The organism is Bradyrhizobium lupini (assembly GCF_040939785.1).
In the GTDB taxonomy this organism is placed as follows: domain Bacteria; phylum Pseudomonadota; class Alphaproteobacteria; order Rhizobiales; family Xanthobacteraceae; genus Bradyrhizobium; species Bradyrhizobium canariense_D.
In genome coordinates this window covers 2,536,328-2,554,984 of the sequence record NZ_CP162553.1, presented here as the reverse complement: position 1 = coordinate 2,554,984, position 18,657 = coordinate 2,536,328, and the positions used below count along the sequence as shown (strand labels likewise).

The following is an 18,657-nucleotide window of genomic DNA, read 5'->3' as shown; positions in this document are numbered from 1 at the left end:
AGGCGGAAGCCCAACGCTTAACCAGCACGGCGGGTCCAATTATATAAGCAAAGACGGATGTCTCGACCACAGTTGGCCATCACGCATCCGCGCAGGTGCCCTCCTTGTTGCCGGAATGCATAGATCGGATTCATCCCGCAATAGGCTAGGGTGCCGGTGGCAGTGGTCATGCACTCGTCACAGGTCGAGAACTGGCAATTGCCCGGATATCCCCAGATACGTCCCTGGAGGCAATAAACGTCCTGCCGAGCCGTTGGAATGAAAGAACGACCCCGCGGAGCGGCGGTCAACGGCGATCCAAAGCCGACGAGGATGGAAGTGCAAGCACACAGATAGAGAGAAGGTTGCGCATGAGACCTTTAGCCTCCGTTCAGACGTGAGAGGATAGAAAATCTAGAATTGATGTTTTGATTTTGGTCAATGGCAAATCGCTTCGTAGATGGTTTGTCCGACGGACTTCGTCGCGATCTAGCAAGAACTTTATGATTCCACAAAGTCTTAGCGGCTGACCGGGTGTACAGGTTGGGGACGCCAGAAACCTGGAGCTCCGCGGAGAACTCTGGCCTCATACCGAACCCGCATTGGTCGGCCCAATCGGCTAGCTCCCGATCCTCAAATGGTAACGTTAGCCTGTCGCCGCTGCGCCTGGCCGACCGGCGCGAGGAACCGATGTGCTCCTCATGATGGCGGTGCTTCACATGAGGGCATGCGGCCCTCGCATTCAAGCACCCCTTGATGATCCAAAGCGGCTCCCTTCTAACGTCGGCTCCTGCCTCGGGCTGACGCCGCGCCGGTGTCCAGTTCGGCTTTCAGGGTAGCTCTCTCCAGCCGCTTCCTGAGCGCTGCAAGTCGGCTCGACAGTCTCGTCGATTCCTCAATGCTAAGCTCACCGAAAACGAATTGATCCAGTTCCTCCTGTTGTGCAGCGATGTTCGCGAGACGCTTACGGGCTTTGTCCGTTAGCGAGAGCTGGACGACCCGAGCATCCCTGATGCCGGTCTTGCGCCGCACAAATCCGACTTTCTCCAGCGCTTTCGAATGTAGCGTGATGAAGGACGGGTCGACTTTCATCAGTTTTGCGACCACTCCGGCCGGAGCACCGCCATCCTTGTCTAAGTCCATCACGGCCATCAAGATCGCCAATTGTGTTCCACTAATGCCGAGTGCCTCGGCTCGGACCTGAAGAAAATCCTCCAGACAGACGTTGAGGGATCTGATCTCTAACGTTAATCGCCGCACCAGATCCTGACTCTCAGCAGAGCCATTTTCCCCTCGCGTTGCTTGCTTAGCCAAATGCGGTGCCGCCGAATGTTAGGACTATTCAAAGCTCGTTCGCGCTGAGAAAGTTCAAGAAAGGGACAACTTGTTGGTCCTCACGCGCTTACTTCCGTCGACAATTGGTGAGTGCCGAGAAGTGGCCGAAGTATGTGACTCCCAGCGAGACCCCAAGCCTACATCTCGGCGGCTACTGCTTGCCAACCTTTTGGCTATTGGCTTCGCCAAAGATAGTAGTTTCGCCGAGACGCACGTTTAACAAAACCTCGATTCGTGTGTCCCACACCGGCGCGAGACTACATCACTTACGCTCTGGCCCAGGCTGCCCCGAAATGCGGGAAGACCGTTCTCGGATCCGGGCAACGGGCTCGAATGTCTTTCTAAAGTGGGGCAGCTCCGCGCTTAACAGAAGCGCAACTTCGCACAATCGATGCGGTGGAATTAATCAAAAACGACGCCCGAACGCCGAATTCAAGCGCCTCGCAGCGTTGCATCTCGTGTGTTGCCGCCCACGAGCTGCTGTTGCCTCCGACGAACTAGAGGATTTCGTTCGTCGGCTGTCTGACTATCCAGCCCTTAATTGTCGAGGAACAGCGAGCGAAGACCGCATCCAACTCCTGCCGTACTATCGGCGGGAGCGCGATCGGCTCGGGTCATGTGGAAGCGGAATCGATCGAAAACGTATGGGTTGCCCCATCGGACGAGGCACATCCAGATCCCGCCTTCCGACGCCGAGTCATTCTTCCTTGCCGTCGAGACTTGATCACCCGCCGGCTAAACCCGGCGCGACAACTCGCCATAAGATGTCTGGTAGCCACGGCCGCGGAAGGACAGATCTATTCGCCGAATGCGTGAGAACCTGGTTCACGGGGAATAACCTCGCTCGGAACTTGGGTTGCTATGAGAGGCATAGATAAATGCTGTCGCGCGCCATGGAAAACTGCCCCCTCGGCGCCATGAGGAATTGCCCCCTCGTTGGGTAGCCAAGGAGAGAGCAAATGAACGAGGAGCGAATCACTAGAGGCTCGTCGTGGAGTGATCCACGGGGGCAGGTAATGAAGACGCCGGATGACGTGGCGGAGATGTTGCGCCTGAGGGCGTGCGGATGGGGGCTGAAGCGGATTGCGCGCGAGCTGGGCTGCAGCCATCACACGGTGAAGGGTTATGTGGCGGCGGGCGGGGTGAAGCCGTTTAAGTCGCCCGATAGGCCGCAACGGCTCCATGGCCTTGAGGGCTGGCTGCGTGAGAGGTTCATTCGCCATCGTGACAATGCGGACGTGGTGCGCCAGGATCTATTGAATGAGAAAGGCGTGACCGTCAGCCGGCGAACGCTGCAGCGCATGGTGCAGCCTTATCGGCAGGCGCTGAAGGCGGAGGCGCTTGCGACGACGCGGTTCGAGACACCTCCGGGTCGCCAGCTGCAAATCGACTTCGGGGAGCGTCTGGTCGAGATCGGCGGAACGAAGGTCAAGGCATTCGTGTTCGTGGCGACGCTCGGACATTCGCGACGGCTCCATGTGCGAGCGTTCCGGGCCGAAAAGCAAGAACACTGGTTTGCCGGGCTCGAGAGCACATTCACCACCTTCAGCGGTGTACCCGAGGAAGTGCTGATGGATAACCCACGCGCACTTGTGGTGCGCCACGACGCGGTGAGCCGGTCGGTTCAGTTCAACGACAGGCTGATTGCCTTCTCGAAGCACTTGGGCTTCCGTCCTCGCGCCTGCGCACCATATCGGGCACGCACAAAGGGCAAGACGGAGAATGGCGTTGGCTATGTGAAGAAGAACGCGATCGCAGGTCATTCCTTTGCAAGTTGGGACGCGTTTGAGGCCCATCTCGCCAGGTGGGAGCGAGAGGTTGCGAACGTCCGTATCCACGGCACGACCGGCGAAGCACCGATCATCCGCTTCGCACGAGACGAGGCCCACCGGTTAAAACCGCTCGGCGGGCGGCCCTCGTTCGGATCATTGCGCGAGCTAACCCGGATCGTCGGCAATGATTGTGCCATCGAGATCGACACCAACAGTTACTCGGTACCGTGGCGCCTTATTGGTGAGCGGGTCGCGGTGACCGTCGCGGCCGGCGAGGTGCGGATCCGCCATGGCGTGCACCAGGTCGCGGTTCACGAGCAATCGAAGGGGCGCCGGCTGCGGATCGTCGATCCGATCCATCTCGATGGTGTTGCCGGGCGCAATGGCGCGGTCCGCCGCCCGGAGATCGCAGCGGCGGTGCAGGAATCGTCTCCCCCGCATTCATTGTTGCGTCCGCTTGCCGAATACGAAGCCGTGATCGGGGGAAGCTTCTGATGACGCGCGCAAAGAAGGCAACCGAAGCACCGACTGATCCCTTGATGCCATGCTGGCGCGATTGCAGCTCTCCGGCATCCGCGATCAGCTTGATAGTTTGCTCGACGAGGCTGCGCGCGCGAACCTGTCGGCGCGTGAGACGCTGATCCTGCTGTGCGAACGTGAGATCGCGCGCAAGGATCATCGTCGCATCGATATGGCGCTGAAGCTTGCACACTTCCCGGCCGTAAAGGAGCTCGCAGGCTTCGACTTCGAGGCGCAGCCCTCGATCGATCCCAAGCAGATCCGCGACTTGGCCGCGTCACGTTGGATCGCCAACGGCGAGAATGTGCTGCTGCTCGGCCCGCCGGGCGTCGGTAAGACGCACTTGTCGATCGCACTCGGGCGAGAAGCGATCCTGGCCGGTTACACCGTGCAGTTCACCACGGCGACGACGCTCGTCGCGGGCCTGGCCAAGGCGCATGGCGAGCGGCGCCTGGACGAGAAGCTGCTCGCGCTGGCGAAGCCAAAGCTGCTTATCGTTGACGAGCTCGGCTATCTGCCGCTGGAGCCGGACGCCGCGCATCTGTTCTTCCAACTGGTCAGCTGCCGTTACGAAAGCGGTGCCATGCTGATCACGTCGAACCGCAGCGTTGCCGAATGGGGCACCGTGTTCGCCGATCCCGTGGTCGCCACCGCGATCCTCGACCGGCTCCTGCACCACAGCCACGTGCTGACGATCCGCGGCGACAGCTACCGGCTCCGCGCCAAACGGAAGAGCGGCCTCATCAAGGCGCCGCCCGCCGGTGACGGCCCTCCGGTCGGCTCCGCCTCCCTCCGTCCCGTCACCGGCGGAAACAACCATCAAACGACATCATGAAACCGAGGGTGGGGGCAGTTCTTCATGACGCAAAGGGGGCAGTTCCGGATGGCGTTTGACATAAATGCCCCTCGCTTACGCCTTAGCCGTCCAGCGACCAATGAAAGCGACCCGATAGGCTTCTGTTGCGTCATCGTCCAATCAGTGTTGTCAGGCCAATTTTGCCATCGTCTGAATGGCGTTGGAGAAGATGCTGGCCGGCCGGCTCAGGCCGTAATGATCGCGCAGCGTTGTGCCCGTGTAGTCGTGACGGAACAGGCCGCGCTTGCGCAGAATGGGCACGACCTGCTCGGCGAAGATGTCGAACCCGCCGGGCAGCCAGGCGGCATGACGTTGAAACCATCGGCTGCGCCGTTCTCGAACCAGGTCTGGATGTTGTCGGCGATCTTCTCAGAGCCGAAGTGACGACAAACTACCTGAGGCTCACTGACGCGGCGATACGTGCAGCCACGCTGCCACCCGTCAAGTCGCAGTTCTATCTGCACGACACAGAGCAGCCGGGGCTTGCCATCAGGATGCGCGCGACTGGCGGGCGGACTGGGTCTTTCTGTTTACGAAGCCTGGGACGAGAGGCACCCAACGCAAGACGCTGGACGCATGGCCCAAGTTCAATGAGAAGGACGCGCGCAAGGCCGCTACCGTCGCCGCCCGCCGAGGTAGTCATTGGGGTCGATCCGAACGAGCCCAAACGCGAGGCAAAGCGGCAACAGCTGGCAGACAGGCAGTGCACCACGCTGGCGCCCCTGATCATTGAAGATGGCCCCTACGAAACGTCCCTGACTGGACGCTAGGTCGTCAATTGGAGACCGTCAATGTCGGCGTCGCGATGCGGTCTCAAAGATCACTTCGATCTCGCCATCGGCGAGTTGACGCGACGGCAAATCATGGCGGCGGTGGACAGGATCGCCAAGACCGGTAAGCGCGGCGCAGCCAAGGACGTGCGCAAGCACACGCACACCTTCCTCGAATGGGGCGTCGGCGAGCGTTACGTGGAGCACAACGTACTCGCCGGCTATCGCGCGTCCAAGGAAACCCGTGCGCAGAGAGTTGCGCGCCGAACGAAGGGCCGCGCGCTGACCGATGAGGAGATCATCAAGGTCTGGCACGCATCCGGCAAGCTCGGGGCTTTTGGGCAATTAGCGCGCATGTGCCTACTCGGTGGCCCGCGTCGCAGCGAGCCAACCATCATCGAATGGCAAAAGCACATCATGGATGACCGCATCACCTTCGATGCGGCATGGACCAAGATGGGCCTGCACCACCATGTGCCGCGCACCCACTCGTGACGAGGTGCTCGCGGCCGCGAAACATTTCCAGTGCGCGACGTCCGACTATGTCTTCCCGTCACCGAAGACCGGCGGCCAGATGTCGGGCTTCACCTAGATGGTCAAGCGTCTGATCAAGGAGGCGGATATTGCCAAGTTCACCATGCATGACCTAAGGCGGAGCTTGCGAACCATCATGTCTCGTTGCGGCTACGACAACGAAATCCAGCGGCTGTGTGTGGGGCAAATGCCGCGTGGAATCGATCAGTTTACAATCACGACGAACAGTGGATCATCCGCAAGATGGCGTTCGAAGCGGCTCATGACTACATCGCGCAGTTAGTCGGCGCGGAACGGGTCGGTAAGGTGGTGCGGCTGCAGCGGACGAATCCGCTCGACCCCATCAAGGCCGAGCTGCTCGGCCGTCTCCGCGAGCATTATGCGGCTGGGGCGGCTTAGTGGTCTTGGCCAAATAATCGCGCGCCGCATCGACACGATAAAGCGGGCGGCCATAGACGTAGCGCCGTTCAGCGGGTGGTTCGGATCACCCCGCCACTGCTCCAGTGCTCCAGCCGTGCGCCGGATAACGGCGGCCGCCTCTAGTCCCGTTAAATTGGAGCTGGCCGGCAGCGCATCGATATCGAACGTCTCGGGCGGCGGCACGCCACGATTTTTGCGACGCCACTTTGTGGCAGGCATCTCGGCTCCAAAGGCCGGGCGCTTGAGGCCTCCCGAAAACAGGCACGATTCGTCCTATTTGTACGCCACACCTACCCAGCAGCCATACCTGCGCCCTCGATTTCTATATTGCTGCTGAGGTCTGCGATCTTATTGCCTCAAACCGAATCCGGGTTTGGGGCGGAGGCATGAACGGTGAAAACGAAAAGCTTCCGACCGAGGCGAGTGGAACGCCGAGTAGTGGTGAGATGCCGGAATTTGGATGGAGAGGCAGCGCCGCTCGTGCAGCTGCTCGACGAAGAACGCGAGGAGCAGATGTACCAAGCCTAGCTTACCTCGAGCAGCACACGCGTTTCATCCCGCGGGAGTTCGTAATGCTCACGGGATTGGAGCTTCGGAACTCGATGACGCTATGTAGGTCGTCTTCTGGCAAGAGTATAGATCGATCGCGTCCTCTAGCTGAAGCGGCCAAAGCCACGGCCGGCATGACGCGCAAAGTTGGAAAAGAAGCCTGCGAAGCCATCTGTCCTACGTGGCTTCACTTCAACGGATTGCGGGCTCGTCGATCAGATGGGGGATATAAGCGCGAGCCAAACATAACGTCAGTTGTTCTCCGCGGGTGCTGAGCCGGTCGATCCACTCCCTTTGCATTGCGTTGAAACCGGTCGGATCCAAATGAGCGTCCACCAGGTCGGAAAGTGGGGTCGGCCGGTTTTTGTCAAGTTGGCCGAGATAGGCGAAAATGAAGTGCTTGATCTGCCCGGAGCGCTGCGCCTCGTGTAGGTGGATCGAGGCATTCTGCGCGCGGTCGAACAGCGCGCCGAAGACGCTCGACATCCGCGCGAGCATGGACTGGCTCGGAGGGTCCTGCCGCAGGCCTTGCCCGCCGAACCGCAGATGATCGTGTCGACGGACGTCACGTTCATCCGGAGATCTTTCAGGACAGGGCGGCGCAGGCGGCGATGATGCGGTCGCAGGCGCGGGTGAGGTCCTCGAGCGAGGAGGCGTAGGAAATGCGGATATAGGGAGAGGCCATGAAGCCGCTTCCGAGTACGACGGCTACGGTGAATGCGTCGAGCAGGTACATGGCGAAATCCGTGTCGGTTTCGATCACCTTGCCGCCCGGTGTGCGCTTGCCGATAACACCGGAAGCGGACGGCGATCTGCTGTCAGCCCCGTATTATCAGAAGATCGGGCGGCTGCTGGAGGAAGGGCGCTTCGATCTTCTGTTCATTGCCGACATCCTTGCAATTCGGGACACGCTGGGCGGCAGCCTCGACAGCCAGCTTCGCTACCGCGCGCTGCGGCTCGATCCGCTGGTGTTGCTCTCGATCATCGCGGGCGCGACGAAACATCTCGGTCTCGGCGCGACCATTTCGACAACCTACGCCCAGCCCTATGTACTGGCGCGGGCGCTCGCAACGCTCGGTCATCTCTGCGGCGGCCGCGCCGCCTGGAACATCGTCACCTCGTTTCAGGAGGCGGAGGCCCGCAATTTCGGCCTGACCGAGCAGCTCTCATGCGAGGAGCGCTATGAGCGTGCCGACGAATTTCTCGAGGTGGTGACCAAGCTGTGGAACTCGTAGGAGGATGGTGCGCTGGTCCGAGATCGCCAGAGGCCGCTGTTCGCCGACCCTCCGCGGGTGCACCGGACTGATCATTCCGGCAAGTGGTTCAATGTGCGCGGCCCCCTCAATGTCAGCCGGCCCCCGCAAGGACGTCCGGTCTTCATCCAGGCCGGCGCTTCAGATCGTGGCCGCGATTTCGCTGCGCGATGGGCCGAGATCATCTTCGTGACGCCGGACCTGACCGATGAGGCCCCCTCTTGAGTCTACCAATTTGGCGTTGCCAATGGTGCGCACGCTATATGCGCCTTCGCTGAAAAACGGCGCGTTTCCCTCTGAGGTGGCTGAAATAGTGCTGTTCGTCCTGGAATCCCCGCGGACTTCGACCAAATCCTCAAGCGTATTGCACGAGATGGCATGTGCTTTCGTCTTTAGCCATCGTTTGTTAGGATCTCATCGTAATAGAAATGGAGTGGCACTATGGAGCCTCAGTGGCTTACGTATGGCAAAAGGTTGCAAGCTATTGCCTCTAGCGGGCTTCATTTTGCGCGAGATCAGTTCGATCGACAACGATACGAGGAAATTGCTCTCATAGCCAATGAGATGCTTGCCAAATTGGGAAACGTTCCCATCGAGAGGATAGAGGGACTCATCTCCGATTTCGCGCGCGGCTATGCGACCCGAAAGTTGATGTGCGCGGAGCGATCGTAGAGGGGAACAAGGTGCTTCTGGTGCGCGAGAAGAGCGACGGCCTTTGGGCCTTGCCCGGCGGCTTTGCCGAGATTGGCCTTTCTGCGGCCCGCAACATTGAAAAGGAATTGTACGAAGAAGCTGGATTGAAAGTGTCTGTTTCCCGTCTCTATGGTGTCCGACACAAAGCCAACGCCTCATATTCGCCTGATGTCCGTGAATTTTACAAGATGTTCTTCCTTTGCGACCAGCTCCCGGGTCAGAAGGTGCAGCCGACATTGGAGACGAGCGAGGCGCTCTTTTTTCCAAGAGATCAGTTGCCGGCCCTATCGCGAGGCAGGACAATCGAGAGTGACGTTGACGCGGCTTTCGCGTTCGCAACTGACATGAACAGGCCTGCGTTTTTCGATTGAGAACGCAAGCTGGATGTTGGTGTGAAAGCTAGCGCCGCAGGGGCGCCTGGTCTTCATGCAGACCGGGGCTTCCGATCGCGGGCGTAACTTCGCCGCGCGATGGGCCGAGGTCATCTTCGTGACGCTCGGCCTCATCGATGTCGCTGTAGAATTCCGCAACGACTTGCGCGCTCGCGCGGTCCGTTTCGGCCGCGACGGTGATACAGTCAAGGTGTTGCCCGCCATCGTCCGGTCATGGGCACACGGAGAAGCAGGCCAAGCCGCTACGCGACCAGCTCCACGAATTTTCGCATCCACAGTCCGGTCTCTCGACCTTGTCCTATCATCTCGGCTTTGATCTCTCGCGCTTCCCGCAGGACGAGGTCCTGCCTGAGAATCTCGATGTTCCCGGCCTCGAAGGGCACTACCGTGAGGTCGCCGAACTGACGCGGCGCTCAGGCTTAAGCGTTGCTGAGCTAGGACAGCGCTACGGCGCGGGGAGGACGATTAGCGGCTTTGCCGGCAGGCCCAGCACGGTGGCTGATCGCATGCAGGAGTGGTTCGAGGCGGGGCCTTGCGACGGCTTCATGTTGCAGGTCCCATATCTTCCAGGCGACTTGGAGGAGCTGGTCCACAGCCTAGTGCCGGAGCTGTAACATCGAGGACTGTTCCGCACTGAATACGACGGCTCGGCGTTGCGCGATTCGGTCAGCTTGCACCGGCCAGCGGGCTGAGGTCGCCCATACCCGGCTATGCGCTTCACGCACTCCCACCATACACAGCTCAATACGGCGTGAAAAAACGTGCGTGCGACCGGCAAGTCATTGAATGCTCAACGCGCATATAACTCTCCATCAGTGGCTGGTCAGCGTCCACTCAGGCAACAAGCGCAGGAGATAGGGTGTTGCGCCTCCTCGCAACCAAAGAACAAGCCCCTGAAAACGTGCTTTTTTCGAGGGTTTTTTCGTTCTCCGAATTTCAGCGGAAAATTTCTTTCGTGAAGCGTCTGGAAGCGGCAGCGAAAGTCGCAGCGCCAGGTTGGCGAGGTGCGACGGGGCGCTATGACTCAATTGCGATCGTAGGCTGATGGCGAAGGCCGCAACTCACTTCAGGTCACGCTCGCCTATATGCATGTTGGCGATGATCCTGACGGACATCGCATGACGCGGCACCTGCGGATCCCAGGCCGTCATCGCCATTGCAAACGAAGCGGGGCTTAGCGTTCATCGCTGTCCGAGGCTGGTGGCCGCTTGCAACCGAAAAAAAGTGGGCGGCGAGCTACTTATCTTGTCCTCTCTTTTAGCCGGTCCGTGACTACGGCGCACAGAATATCCGCGTCTTGGCGCCGACACTCCCTGCGGCAGCTATCGTCGTTTGTAACAGGTGGTTCAACTGGAGAGTCTCTGGTGCCGGCTTGTCGCTGCGTAGGCCATCATACAAGGTCTTAGCCGAGAGCATGTTGCCCAGAACAAGCCAGATCTCACGCGTTGTCAGTGGATTCATTTAGCGTTGCCCAGGCACCCGCCGCAGTCTCCGAAACCGGCTTACGAATCCTCTTTCGAACGGTGAGCTTAACCCTGTTGTCGCCTGAAAACTTGTGCGCGCGATTCCACAAATTGATATTGCCTGGCTTTTGCAAGGAATAGGTTGAAAAAAGAGCCATGTTCTTCTGAGCCTGAGCGCATACTTCCTGTACGGCAGAGGCAGAAAATTCGCGAAACTTGTCTGACGCGTTTGCATGCACAAGGACGACTCGACGATTGGACCAAAATGAAATCTGCGCTTTCCTTGCTCATGTCATCACAGATGCACAAGGAGGGGGCAAATTTGACATGCTCAGGCTGGTAAAGGCTCACCCAATCAGATGAGACCTTTAGCTTCTTGCTATCGAACCCGTTTTTCCAATTGTCGATGAGGCCGAATTAACTGGCGGTGTCGTATTCGTCATTGGAGACGGAAGCTCCTTTCTCCGATGAGATGTTCCTGAATGTCTCAGAGGGGTAGAGGCAGTGACCGACAAAAAAGCCCGTCGGAGTAAATCGTGATCCGAACTTTAGTCCTGGCGCGTAGAAGCGGCCATGGACGTAAATGACGTTAATATCGTCAGGGATTATGCTGAAAGACTGTAGATCATTCAACGCGCGGCAGAGTGGTCGCGTTCTCGCTCCCGTACTCACGAATGCCGTGTCGAGAGAGGGCGATTTGAGCTTGTATCGCTGGGAGCCCGGGTTGAAGATGGCGTCCACCAAATACGTTTCACCATTGATCGCTATTCTGAACGACGAGGAAAGTTTTCCGTCTGAAGCCGCGGACGTGCCGGTGCGATCGACGCACAGGTCGTCGCTGCTCATAAGATCGCCAGTGTCTTTGTGCCTGTATTGGTCTGAGATATCGAAAATATCGAGCAGCAGATTCCTTGCCGCTCCGTTGGCGACGGCGGACGCCGAGAGCGCCGCATAGCGATCGTAAACGGCGTCGTAGCGGGCGCCGGTATCCATCTGGTCAGTAAGCGATCCGACCCATTGTCGGACTGCGTTCAGGCGGAGTGGCGGGCCCTGTTCAGAAACTCTTCCGCTCCCAATCCCGATATATCGCCGGATTAAATCTGCGGGCAGCGAGGTGCCCACGTTCGTGGCCGCGGGAGGCGCGATGTCCACTATGTTCATCTCCTCATCGACGAATTCACAGTACTCCAGATCGTCGACGACTTTCGCGGCGGTTCCATTGTATCCGGTGACAGTTGAAACGATATGGCCGTGTTCATCCAAAATGGGGGGAACTTCCGCGATTGAGGGCGCGGAGATGATGCGCCTGCGCACCACGCGATTTCCTAGATTGGTGTTCTGGGATGACGCTGCTGATGCGACCCAATTGCCCCGGCATGAGGAGACATTCAAGCTTTTCCGGCCCTATCGATTCGAGATGGCCCAACCCCTCCGAACCGGCACTCGAACCCGCTCCGGCTACGGCGAGCATCTGGTACTTCGGCAGGTGGATCAAGAGCCGGGCACCATGCCGCACTTCGGCAAAGTACAGCGTGTTTAGAAAGTCCGGGCTCGCCACCTTGGCGTAGACGAATAAGACAGCTTCCTTACCAAAGGGGTATTGCTTGAATTCGCAATCCTCGACGACCAGTTCCTCTTCGACTTGTTTCGCAAGTGATTTCAACGTATCGGACGCCAGAGATGCGTTTGAACACGACGCGTCGGTCGAACAGAATTTCATTGTCTGCCGCAGCAATTTTGTTGAGTTCGTGGCGCTCCCTGAATTTCTTCGAGATGTAATCGATCTCGGGCTGAACAGCCGCAAATTTTTCCAGGTAGAATTTGGACATCGTCTTGGTGAGATATTCCGGGCTGATCGATTTGTCGTATGAGCTGAAAAGCTCCCAGGCCCGACTTATCCGTCCCTGGAAATGATCAAGGACAAATGCCGGCTCCACAGATTCGCCCGGCGTCAAGCGGATAACGCGACCGACCTGCTGGACTATCGATCTGACATTTCCAAGCGGATCGAAGAACGCTAAAATTCGAAATCGGTGATCATCGATACCTTCCATCAATTTATACTGATGTATCCAAATTTGGGCGTCGGTAGCCTTGGCGGAGGCACCGATCGATGCTGCCGACTGATGGTCGGCGCCTTTCGTCGAATAGCGGTCGTGTATTGCGACCAATTTCCCGCCGAACCCATGGGCGATGAATCGCTCGCCAAGCCTCGTGATGCGCCCATGTCCTCGCAATGAATAATGATACGAGGCCACTTCGAGCGATCAGAGCCAAATTGTTCTTCTGCAAAGTTGATGACATCCAAGCAAAAGACCTCTGCATCGGAAGTCCGCGGCCGTTGGATTACTTCGACTTTTCGTATGATTTTATCGTCAACTGCTTCGGAGAATCTGTAGAGGTGAATGCTGCTCTTTTCGATACTGAACGGTTTCAGATCGTTGCGGAAAGGGGTGGCGGAAAGCAGGATGATCGGCTTTACAAGGCCGCGGAACAGCCGCACTGTACTTGGCCGCCGGTTCGTAATGTCCTTCGTCGAACACTATCAGATCAATGTGGTCACGAAGAGCTTTGTAGCAAGCCCCGCGGATATCGAGTCCGATGAGCATCTGCACGGTCATAAGCATGATCGAGCGGTTTTTGCTAAGCTCGCCAAAGACGATATTCCCCGGGTCTTCGACAAGCCGGTCGAATTGCCGCGCAGAGAAGTCCTTCAACTTGGGAGAGAAGTGCCTGATGGTAGCCTCGTGGAGCTCTTGCACCTGCCCTTCCAGTATCCGGCTCTCGTTAACGACATACGTGTTCTTTGCGAGCCGTATCTTGGGACCAAGATTGACTTTGTCCTCTTCTATAAAAATGTTGCCGCTGATCTCGCGCGTGAGTTGGTCACGTATCGCTTCGCGCGTCGTCAGGACCAAAACATTCCCTATCTCTGGGGATGCTTGCGACAGACCGGCAATAACCGCCGTTTTGCCCGTTCCTGTCGGATGGCACACGAGAAAAGCCCGGGCGCCGACTTTCCAGCTGAGACTGCGTTAAGAAAGTTGCCCCGGTAGCGCCGGGCCTTCTGAATAGCTGCTCGTTGGTACTGCCGAAACTCCTTCGAATACCTTAGTTCCGGAAGCTGATCTCCTGCGCTCATCTTCGTCCAGCCCTTGGCCTGCTACGGTGGCAGCAGTGGGATGACCCCACAAAGCTGCCAGCTCGGCGGGCTTGCTTCAAAAAATTAGATGCGGCGTATTAACCGAGAGGTACGGAGTATTCGACGAACAACGGTACCTCGCCGTGCACGGAAGGCGGACCCTCGCTGACGCGACTAAAAAAATTCCTTCCAATCATCTTCGCTGAGCTCGCCGGCCTTTCCCGCTCTTTTGGCGCTGTCCGCTTTGAGATCTGAAAGCGATCTGTCCGCCCTGAAGACGCGGCCTTTGGTTTTTTCAAGAAGTCGGGCCAAGAGTGATGGAAAGGGCATATTCCAGTGCTTAGTCTTGCGAGCAAACTCCTCTTGGACAGGGATCATCGCGACAAGGCCCGGATTTGTCATTAACTCCAGCCCTGCGGCCCGCAGGGTGGCGTTGTGACTGGCGTGGTGACCAACCTTGTAGAAAACCGTCGATGCGCCGCCGTTGGCGTGGTGCGTTTCAGATCCGCCGTATATCGGAGGCTCTCGCCGGGTTTCCGATTTGCATGCCGATTAATTTGCGGACCGTCGCCTTCGACCAGACCCACGTGTCGACCTCTCAGACGTCATCGGGAGGAATGGTCTAATTGCCGAGGTATCGATCGCTGACGCACACGCCGGCTTTTCGAGTTCATCCGGCAACAACGCCAACTGACAGGCAGCCGAGTGTCCCTTTATTCCCCCAGGGAGCACAGGTGTGGTCAATGAGGCTCAGAGAACCAACTTTGTAAGTGTCGTCGCTTGTGCCGCAACGAATGCCTGAGCCGGCAAGTCCCCCAGCAGTCCGCGGTGGAACGCAGCTAACCAGGCGTTTCGTCCCGTCGTGATATAATGATAGCTCACGAGCTTGATGAGCTCTGCACGGATATCGGCGACAGAAATGAGGCCAGCCGTGGGTCCCATGTTGCGCATATGTTGTGGTAGCGTCGCCCAAGCGTTCGTACAGGCGCGCTGAAACTGCTCACCGAGCACATACTTCAAATGAAAAGCGATACGCTTTTGCACGGACGGTGCATGGTGAGAGCTGGGAATAGCTTCAAAACGGCTGCCGGATACGGTTGGATAATCCGTATCTCCCAGAGGTCGGAGTTGGCCAGCGTGTCGAAGTAAGGATGAATGAGCCACTCCTCCGGGCTTTCACCTTTATAGGTACTGCCCTTGACCGATGAGTTGCAGCTCGTGCAGGCCGGAACGAGGTTCGCCGCCATGACCGAAAACTCAGGAAAGGTTTCCTTTGGCAGAAAGTGGTCCAGGGCGCCCGTGACCGAAGACCCACACATGGGACGGCTGGCGACTTGCTGGCTGCGCAGGTTCTTGAAGCGAGTTACACTCTTTCGGTTCTCGTAAAGCCTCTGCTGAACCGTGCCCATTGCCGCCGGGAATTTCGAGCCAACGATCGACCACGGATTGCCGCCATGTACGCGATAGGCCTGATAACATGATGCCCACAGGCCAAGGTAATTAGCCCAGGCCGGCTCCGCACAGATCATGTTGAGGTAAGCATCGTCCTCCGCAGACGATGGAGCGGTTAGCGCTATCATTGCTGTCGCATGCGAAGGAGGTGGGCCACACAAGAGAGTGTTTCTGGATTCAACCTCTCGCCGTGCTCCTGAACAATGCGCTCGATCGTCACTTCGGTGCCGAGACGATTGACCCAATCTACCAGCAAGTCCTGGTAACCGTGGGAGATGTCGCTATCGCCGAATACAAACTGGGAAATGCTCTCAATGCTCGCTCCGAACGTCTGGAGCCTAGGTTGATCGATCGAAATCACTCTCTCTTTCAGTGATAATATTCGGACACGCTGCCGAGGGACTTCCCTTACGATATAAGCAGAATGTGTCACGATAATTGCCACGGATCTCGTCGCGGCCAGCAGCGTGTGCAGGATCGACATGAAGTCCGAAACATAATTCGGGTGGAGGTGCGTTTCCGGTTCGTCGAACAACAGCATACTGCCTTGTTCGATCGACCCAACGGCCTGGGCCGCAAACCTCAGCATCGCTTGCTCTCCGCTGCTGATTGTACGGGGCGCTTCGCCCAGGCCGAACGTCACCGGCGATCTGGACCAATCGACCATGCGAACCAACTGCAGCTGGCGCTGCTCGTTCAACGATCTGAACAGGGGAAAATAGGCTCTACCCTGCCAGGTTCTCACGTCGAACAGATCGTGAGGCTCCGATTGATCCCTGAGAGGCAGGTGGATCGTCTTTGAAAAGGACAGGGGGGCTAGCGACCTTTCCAGCATGTTCAGCCGACTCGGTCCGCTAAATGGCATACTTTGGGAGAAAGGCTCAAACTGCCTGTGATCGCGCAGGCAATCGATCAATGCGCCGGTCGATGCATCGGCCTCAGTGTCCGTATTGGCAATCATCGAAAAATACTGATAGTCGACGCCTTCCCAAGGCGGGATCGATCGTGGGTAGGAGTCCGACGCCACAGATGAAAAGACCATCAATCGGCTGAACGTTGGGGTGGTTTCGAAAGCGGTCGAGACTGCTGGCTCGCCGACTTGGGGAGATCGTTGCGAATGGATGAGGCTTAGCAAAAGCTGGGTCTTGCCGGTTTCCGTTTCGTCCAATGAGGACCGCGACACGATCACGATTAAGTTCGTCCGATCGAAAGTCGAAATTGATGTCATAGGGATTGTCGGCCGCAAGCAGGTTCGTCGCCATGTGGAAGCTTGTCGCCGCATCAGGGACTGGAGCTTGCGGTTCGGGCCGCAAATAGCGACGCCCGTGGCGGAACGCGACATAGTTGGAGCTGGCCCTTAGCGCGCCCAGGTGAAATCGGTCTGTGTCGAAAAGCGCCAGACGTGCGGTATCCGTGCCCTCTGTCCGAAGAACGACCGCGTCACCGAGCAATCGCAGTGACGTCATAGCGCGCGCGAAGCCAAGCAATTCAATCAGCGAGCCGTATGACTCAATGCTATCGAGAATGCCAACGTAGCTCGCATTCGCAAGCTCGATCGGCACCCAAGGTTGGTGAAGAAGGAGTTGCTTGAAGAAGTCGTCAGTTCGATCGAACCCAGAAACCATAAAATGCATATCGAACGGTACGGGCTGTTGTTGCGGCAGCAGCACCAGCAGGCGCGCGGTGAAATAGTAGGTGAAATCATTCCAGGTACTGTATTGTGGTATCACCGCGACTGCAGGTCGTGCGATCGGAGCAAGCGCTGCCGTATTCGCGTCGCGCGCAAATATAACGGGAACCGGGGCGTTTGCGGGAATGGGCTCTGCAGTGCTCACGATGCGCGGAACTATAAGGAATCGAGAATCGGGCGACAATCCTCGATCGAGAACTACAGCAATTGCGCTTTGTGGCAACCCAAGCTTTCGGGTACCGAATAGCTATTTGTCATTCAGTCCGCGAGATTTGCGATAGCTACAAGGTCAAGGGAATGGGTCGAACCTCTGTCGCGCTGATTCTCGCCATTCTGTCGAGTGTGGCGCTGGCCGACGATTTTTGTCGGACAGGCCAGCATGATCGACGGCGACACCCTGGAAATGCATGGCGTGCGCATCCGGCTTTGGGGCGTCGATGCACCGGAGAGCAGGCAGCTGTGCCGCGGCGAAGACAGCTTACAGTATCGATGTGGTCCGCAGGCCGCGAACGACCTTGACGCCTTCATTGCCCGCCGTCCCGTCAATTGTGTTCCAATCAGCCTCGACCCATATGGCCGCACGGTCGCGACCTGCTCGGTCGCAGGCAGGGACCTCGGGGAATGGTTTGTACGCAACGGCCTTGCGTTGGATTGGCCTCAATACTCGAGGGGCAGATATCAGGAAGCTCAGCGCGAGGCTGAGCGCGCGGGCCAGGGTCTCTGGAAGGGCAGCTATGTCGAGCCGTGGCTCTATCGTGCATGCATCCGCGCAAGTGGAAGGCCGTCCGCCTGTTCAGATGATGGAAATGCCCATCCTTGTTGCCATCCCAGCAAGGCGCCAACCCACAAGGCAATTGTTTATCACCGCATTTGGGCCGATGGCTCTGGCGCGGATTGGGCGACTCACGCTACCGATCACTCCAGTCACCTCACTGCACAATGGGAATGAAATGGTTGCAGCCACCCGTGAATTGCCGGCCTCTGGTTACGCGTTTGAGTTGGACGGCCGGTTCAAAGCTGAATTTGCAACCAGAGACGGCGCCAGAGCAGGTGGCGAAGAACTGAAGAAGCGTTTTCCCATGCTTCAGATCAGGATCTATGACGCGCAGACGCATGCGCGCGAGGAAATCTAGGTCCGCTGATTCAAGTTTTGGTGGAGTTGCTCGGCCAGAGCGCGTGCGGCGGCCGCCGCACCGCTCTCGTTGAACCGAGCAGCTTTGCGTCTCGGCCGGGCGGTGTCGATCCCTCGCGCAAAGGGATGCGGAACTCCTCGCCGGGGGCACTCGGAAAAGGGGCTCGCCTGCGGCGATCGCTATCACTGCCCCGTTCCCGGGTGCCGCTATTGAACCGGTCTCGTCGTTGCACTCGGACCCGCGTGCCCCTTCGGGCCGCTATGCTCACGCTCTCCGGGTGCCATTTTCCGTCGCGGCGATGCGCCCCTGGCGCACGCCTGGCCGGCCCTGCGGCCCTGGGTAGCTCAACGCAATTCGGCGGCCATATGGTCGGTGGCCAGCCGGACGCCATGCGACGTCACCGTATTGAGCATCTTCGTCAAAGATGGCAGATCGAGATCGAGAACACCCCCTCCTCGCCTCCATCGCCTTAATTCAATCGACGAAGCTGCGCATCACCATCACGAACGATGCAACATTTCTTCTGGTTGCTCTTCGCTTCTCATAAGGGTGCTTTGCATTCAGAGGTTGCCGTCCAGGGCGCCAACGCGTCGGAGGAAACAGTTCGCGCAAGGGGCACAACCGACGATCGATGTCGAACTCTCCAATTATCGCCCGCACTCTAGGGGTGAATTGAGTGGTGCCGCCTGGGCTGTATTCGGCGTC

19 protein-coding genes and 4 pseudogenes are annotated in these 18,657 nt (G+C 58.2%); 9 read left to right on the top strand and 14 right to left on the bottom strand.

Translation table 11 applies throughout. The features are described 5' to 3' along the window. Positions 1-17 precede the first annotated feature (17 nt). The 3 genes from AB3L03_RS12235 to AB3L03_RS12225 form a co-directional block, all read right to left on the bottom strand. On the bottom strand, positions 18-290 hold the full coding sequence (locus tag AB3L03_RS12235; RefSeq protein ID WP_368508675.1) for a DUF3551 domain-containing protein: 273 nt from the start codon (positions 288-290) through the stop codon (positions 18-20). 466 nt (positions 291-756) lie between these two features. After that, a complete protein-coding gene (locus AB3L03_RS12230; protein ID WP_085348484.1) occupies positions 757-1,293 on the bottom strand; it encodes a MarR family winged helix-turn-helix transcriptional regulator in 537 nt (178 codons plus the stop codon). A 558-nt stretch (positions 1,294-1,851) separates the two neighbouring features. Further along, the gene (locus tag AB3L03_RS12225) at positions 1,852-1,986 is read right to left on the bottom strand and encodes a DUF1045 domain-containing protein (protein WP_085348485.1); all 135 of its coding nucleotides are present in this window, start codon (positions 1,984-1,986) and stop codon (positions 1,852-1,854) included. A 344-nt stretch (positions 1,987-2,330) separates the two neighbouring features. Between AB3L03_RS12225 and istA the strand changes: the two genes are divergently transcribed. Beyond that, positions 2,331-3,581: an IS21 family transposase gene (istA, locus tag AB3L03_RS12220; protein ID WP_368508674.1), complete on the top strand. Its 1,251-nt coding sequence runs from the start codon at positions 2,331-2,333 to the stop codon at positions 3,579-3,581. A 49-nt stretch (positions 3,582-3,630) separates the two neighbouring features. Continuing rightward, entirely contained in the window at positions 3,631-4,440 is an 810-nt protein-coding gene (gene istB / locus AB3L03_RS12215; protein ID WP_368508673.1) for an IS21-like element helper ATPase IstB, read from the top strand. Between the two features lie 150 nt (positions 4,441-4,590). Here istB and AB3L03_RS12210 read toward each other — a convergent pair. Continuing rightward, positions 4,591-4,832: pseudogene (locus AB3L03_RS12210) on the bottom strand (LLM class flavin-dependent oxidoreductase); the annotation flags it as partial. Positions 4,833-4,841: 9 nt separating this feature from the next. Between AB3L03_RS12210 and AB3L03_RS12205 the strand changes: the two are divergent. After that, positions 4,842-6,164: pseudogene (locus AB3L03_RS12205) on the top strand (tyrosine-type recombinase/integrase). Here AB3L03_RS12205 and AB3L03_RS12200 read toward each other — a convergent pair. The 3 genes from AB3L03_RS12200 to AB3L03_RS12190 all read right to left on the bottom strand — a co-directional run bounded on the left by AB3L03_RS12200 (position 6,045) and on the right by AB3L03_RS12190 (position 7,470). Beyond that, on the bottom strand, positions 6,045-6,404 hold the full coding sequence (locus tag AB3L03_RS12200) for a hypothetical protein (protein WP_368509143.1): 360 nt from the start codon (positions 6,402-6,404) through the stop codon (positions 6,045-6,047). The pseudogene AB3L03_RS12205 and the gene AB3L03_RS12200 sit on opposite strands and share 120 nt — an antisense overlap. Before the next feature lie 522 nt (positions 6,405-6,926). Next, a complete protein-coding gene (locus AB3L03_RS12195) occupies positions 6,927-7,232 on the bottom strand; it encodes a hypothetical protein (RefSeq protein WP_368508672.1) in 306 nt (101 codons plus the stop codon). Between the two features lie 88 nt (positions 7,233-7,320). After that, entirely contained in the window at positions 7,321-7,470 is a 150-nt protein-coding gene (locus AB3L03_RS12190; RefSeq protein ID WP_368509142.1) for a hypothetical protein, read from the bottom strand. On the opposite strand from AB3L03_RS12190, the pseudogene AB3L03_RS12185 reads away from it, so the two are divergent. From AB3L03_RS12185 to AB3L03_RS12170, 4 genes and pseudogenes are all read left to right on the top strand, one after another. After that, positions 7,418-8,212: pseudogene (locus AB3L03_RS12185) on the top strand (NtaA/DmoA family FMN-dependent monooxygenase). The gene AB3L03_RS12190 and the pseudogene AB3L03_RS12185 sit on opposite strands and share 53 nt — an antisense overlap. Before the next feature lie 216 nt (positions 8,213-8,428). After that, positions 8,429-8,659: an NUDIX hydrolase N-terminal domain-containing protein gene (locus AB3L03_RS12180; RefSeq protein ID WP_368508671.1), complete on the top strand. Its 231-nt coding sequence runs from the start codon at positions 8,429-8,431 to the stop codon at positions 8,657-8,659. Between the two features lie 11 nt (positions 8,660-8,670). Then, entirely contained in the window at positions 8,671-9,051 is a 381-nt protein-coding gene (locus AB3L03_RS12175) for an NUDIX domain-containing protein (protein WP_368508670.1), read from the top strand. Between the two features lie 197 nt (positions 9,052-9,248). Then, complete coding sequence (locus AB3L03_RS12170; protein WP_368508669.1) at positions 9,249-9,686, top strand: hypothetical protein; 438 nt, start codon at positions 9,249-9,251, stop codon at positions 9,684-9,686. A 1,266-nt stretch (positions 9,687-10,952) separates the two neighbouring features. On the opposite strand, the gene AB3L03_RS12165 is transcribed toward AB3L03_RS12170, so the two are convergent. The 7 genes from AB3L03_RS12165 to AB3L03_RS12135 all read right to left on the bottom strand — a co-directional run bounded on the left by AB3L03_RS12165 (position 10,953) and on the right by AB3L03_RS12135 (position 16,964). After that, positions 10,953-11,849: a hypothetical protein gene (locus tag AB3L03_RS12165; protein WP_368508668.1), complete on the bottom strand. Its 897-nt coding sequence runs from the start codon at positions 11,847-11,849 to the stop codon at positions 10,953-10,955. Positions 11,850-12,121: 272 nt separating this feature from the next. Then, positions 12,122-12,793, bottom strand: a complete 672-nt coding sequence (locus AB3L03_RS12160; protein WP_368508667.1) for a hypothetical protein — start codon at positions 12,791-12,793, stop codon at positions 12,122-12,124. A 117-nt stretch (positions 12,794-12,910) separates the two neighbouring features. Continuing rightward, positions 12,911-13,531, bottom strand: coding sequence for a DEAD/DEAH box helicase family protein (locus tag AB3L03_RS12155; RefSeq protein WP_368508666.1), 621 nt, complete (start codon positions 13,529-13,531; stop codon positions 12,911-12,913). Between the two features lie 320 nt (positions 13,532-13,851). Next, positions 13,852-14,079, bottom strand: coding sequence for a hypothetical protein (locus tag AB3L03_RS12150; protein ID WP_368508665.1), 228 nt, complete (start codon positions 14,077-14,079; stop codon positions 13,852-13,854). Between the two features lie 614 nt (positions 14,080-14,693). Continuing rightward, a complete protein-coding gene (locus AB3L03_RS12145; RefSeq protein WP_368508664.1) occupies positions 14,694-15,257 on the bottom strand; it encodes a hypothetical protein in 564 nt (187 codons plus the stop codon). Beyond that, positions 15,254-16,090: an AAA family ATPase gene (locus AB3L03_RS12140; protein ID WP_368508663.1), complete on the bottom strand. Its 837-nt coding sequence runs from the start codon at positions 16,088-16,090 to the stop codon at positions 15,254-15,256. The genes AB3L03_RS12145 and AB3L03_RS12140 overlap by 4 nt, the downstream gene beginning before the upstream one ends. Further along, a complete protein-coding gene (locus AB3L03_RS12135; RefSeq protein ID WP_368508662.1) occupies positions 16,068-16,964 on the bottom strand; it encodes a hypothetical protein in 897 nt (298 codons plus the stop codon). The genes AB3L03_RS12140 and AB3L03_RS12135 overlap by 23 nt, the downstream gene beginning before the upstream one ends. A gap of 234 nt (positions 16,965-17,198) precedes the next feature. Here AB3L03_RS12135 and AB3L03_RS12130 point away from each other — a divergent pair. Continuing rightward, positions 17,199-17,486 (top strand): annotated as a pseudogene (locus tag AB3L03_RS12130) (thermonuclease family protein); the annotation flags it as partial. 67 nt (positions 17,487-17,553) lie between these two features. Continuing rightward, the gene (locus AB3L03_RS12125; RefSeq protein WP_368509141.1) at positions 17,554-17,952 is read left to right on the top strand and encodes a hypothetical protein; all 399 of its coding nucleotides are present in this window, start codon (positions 17,554-17,556) and stop codon (positions 17,950-17,952) included. The last annotated feature ends 705 nt before the right edge of the window (positions 17,953-18,657 follow it).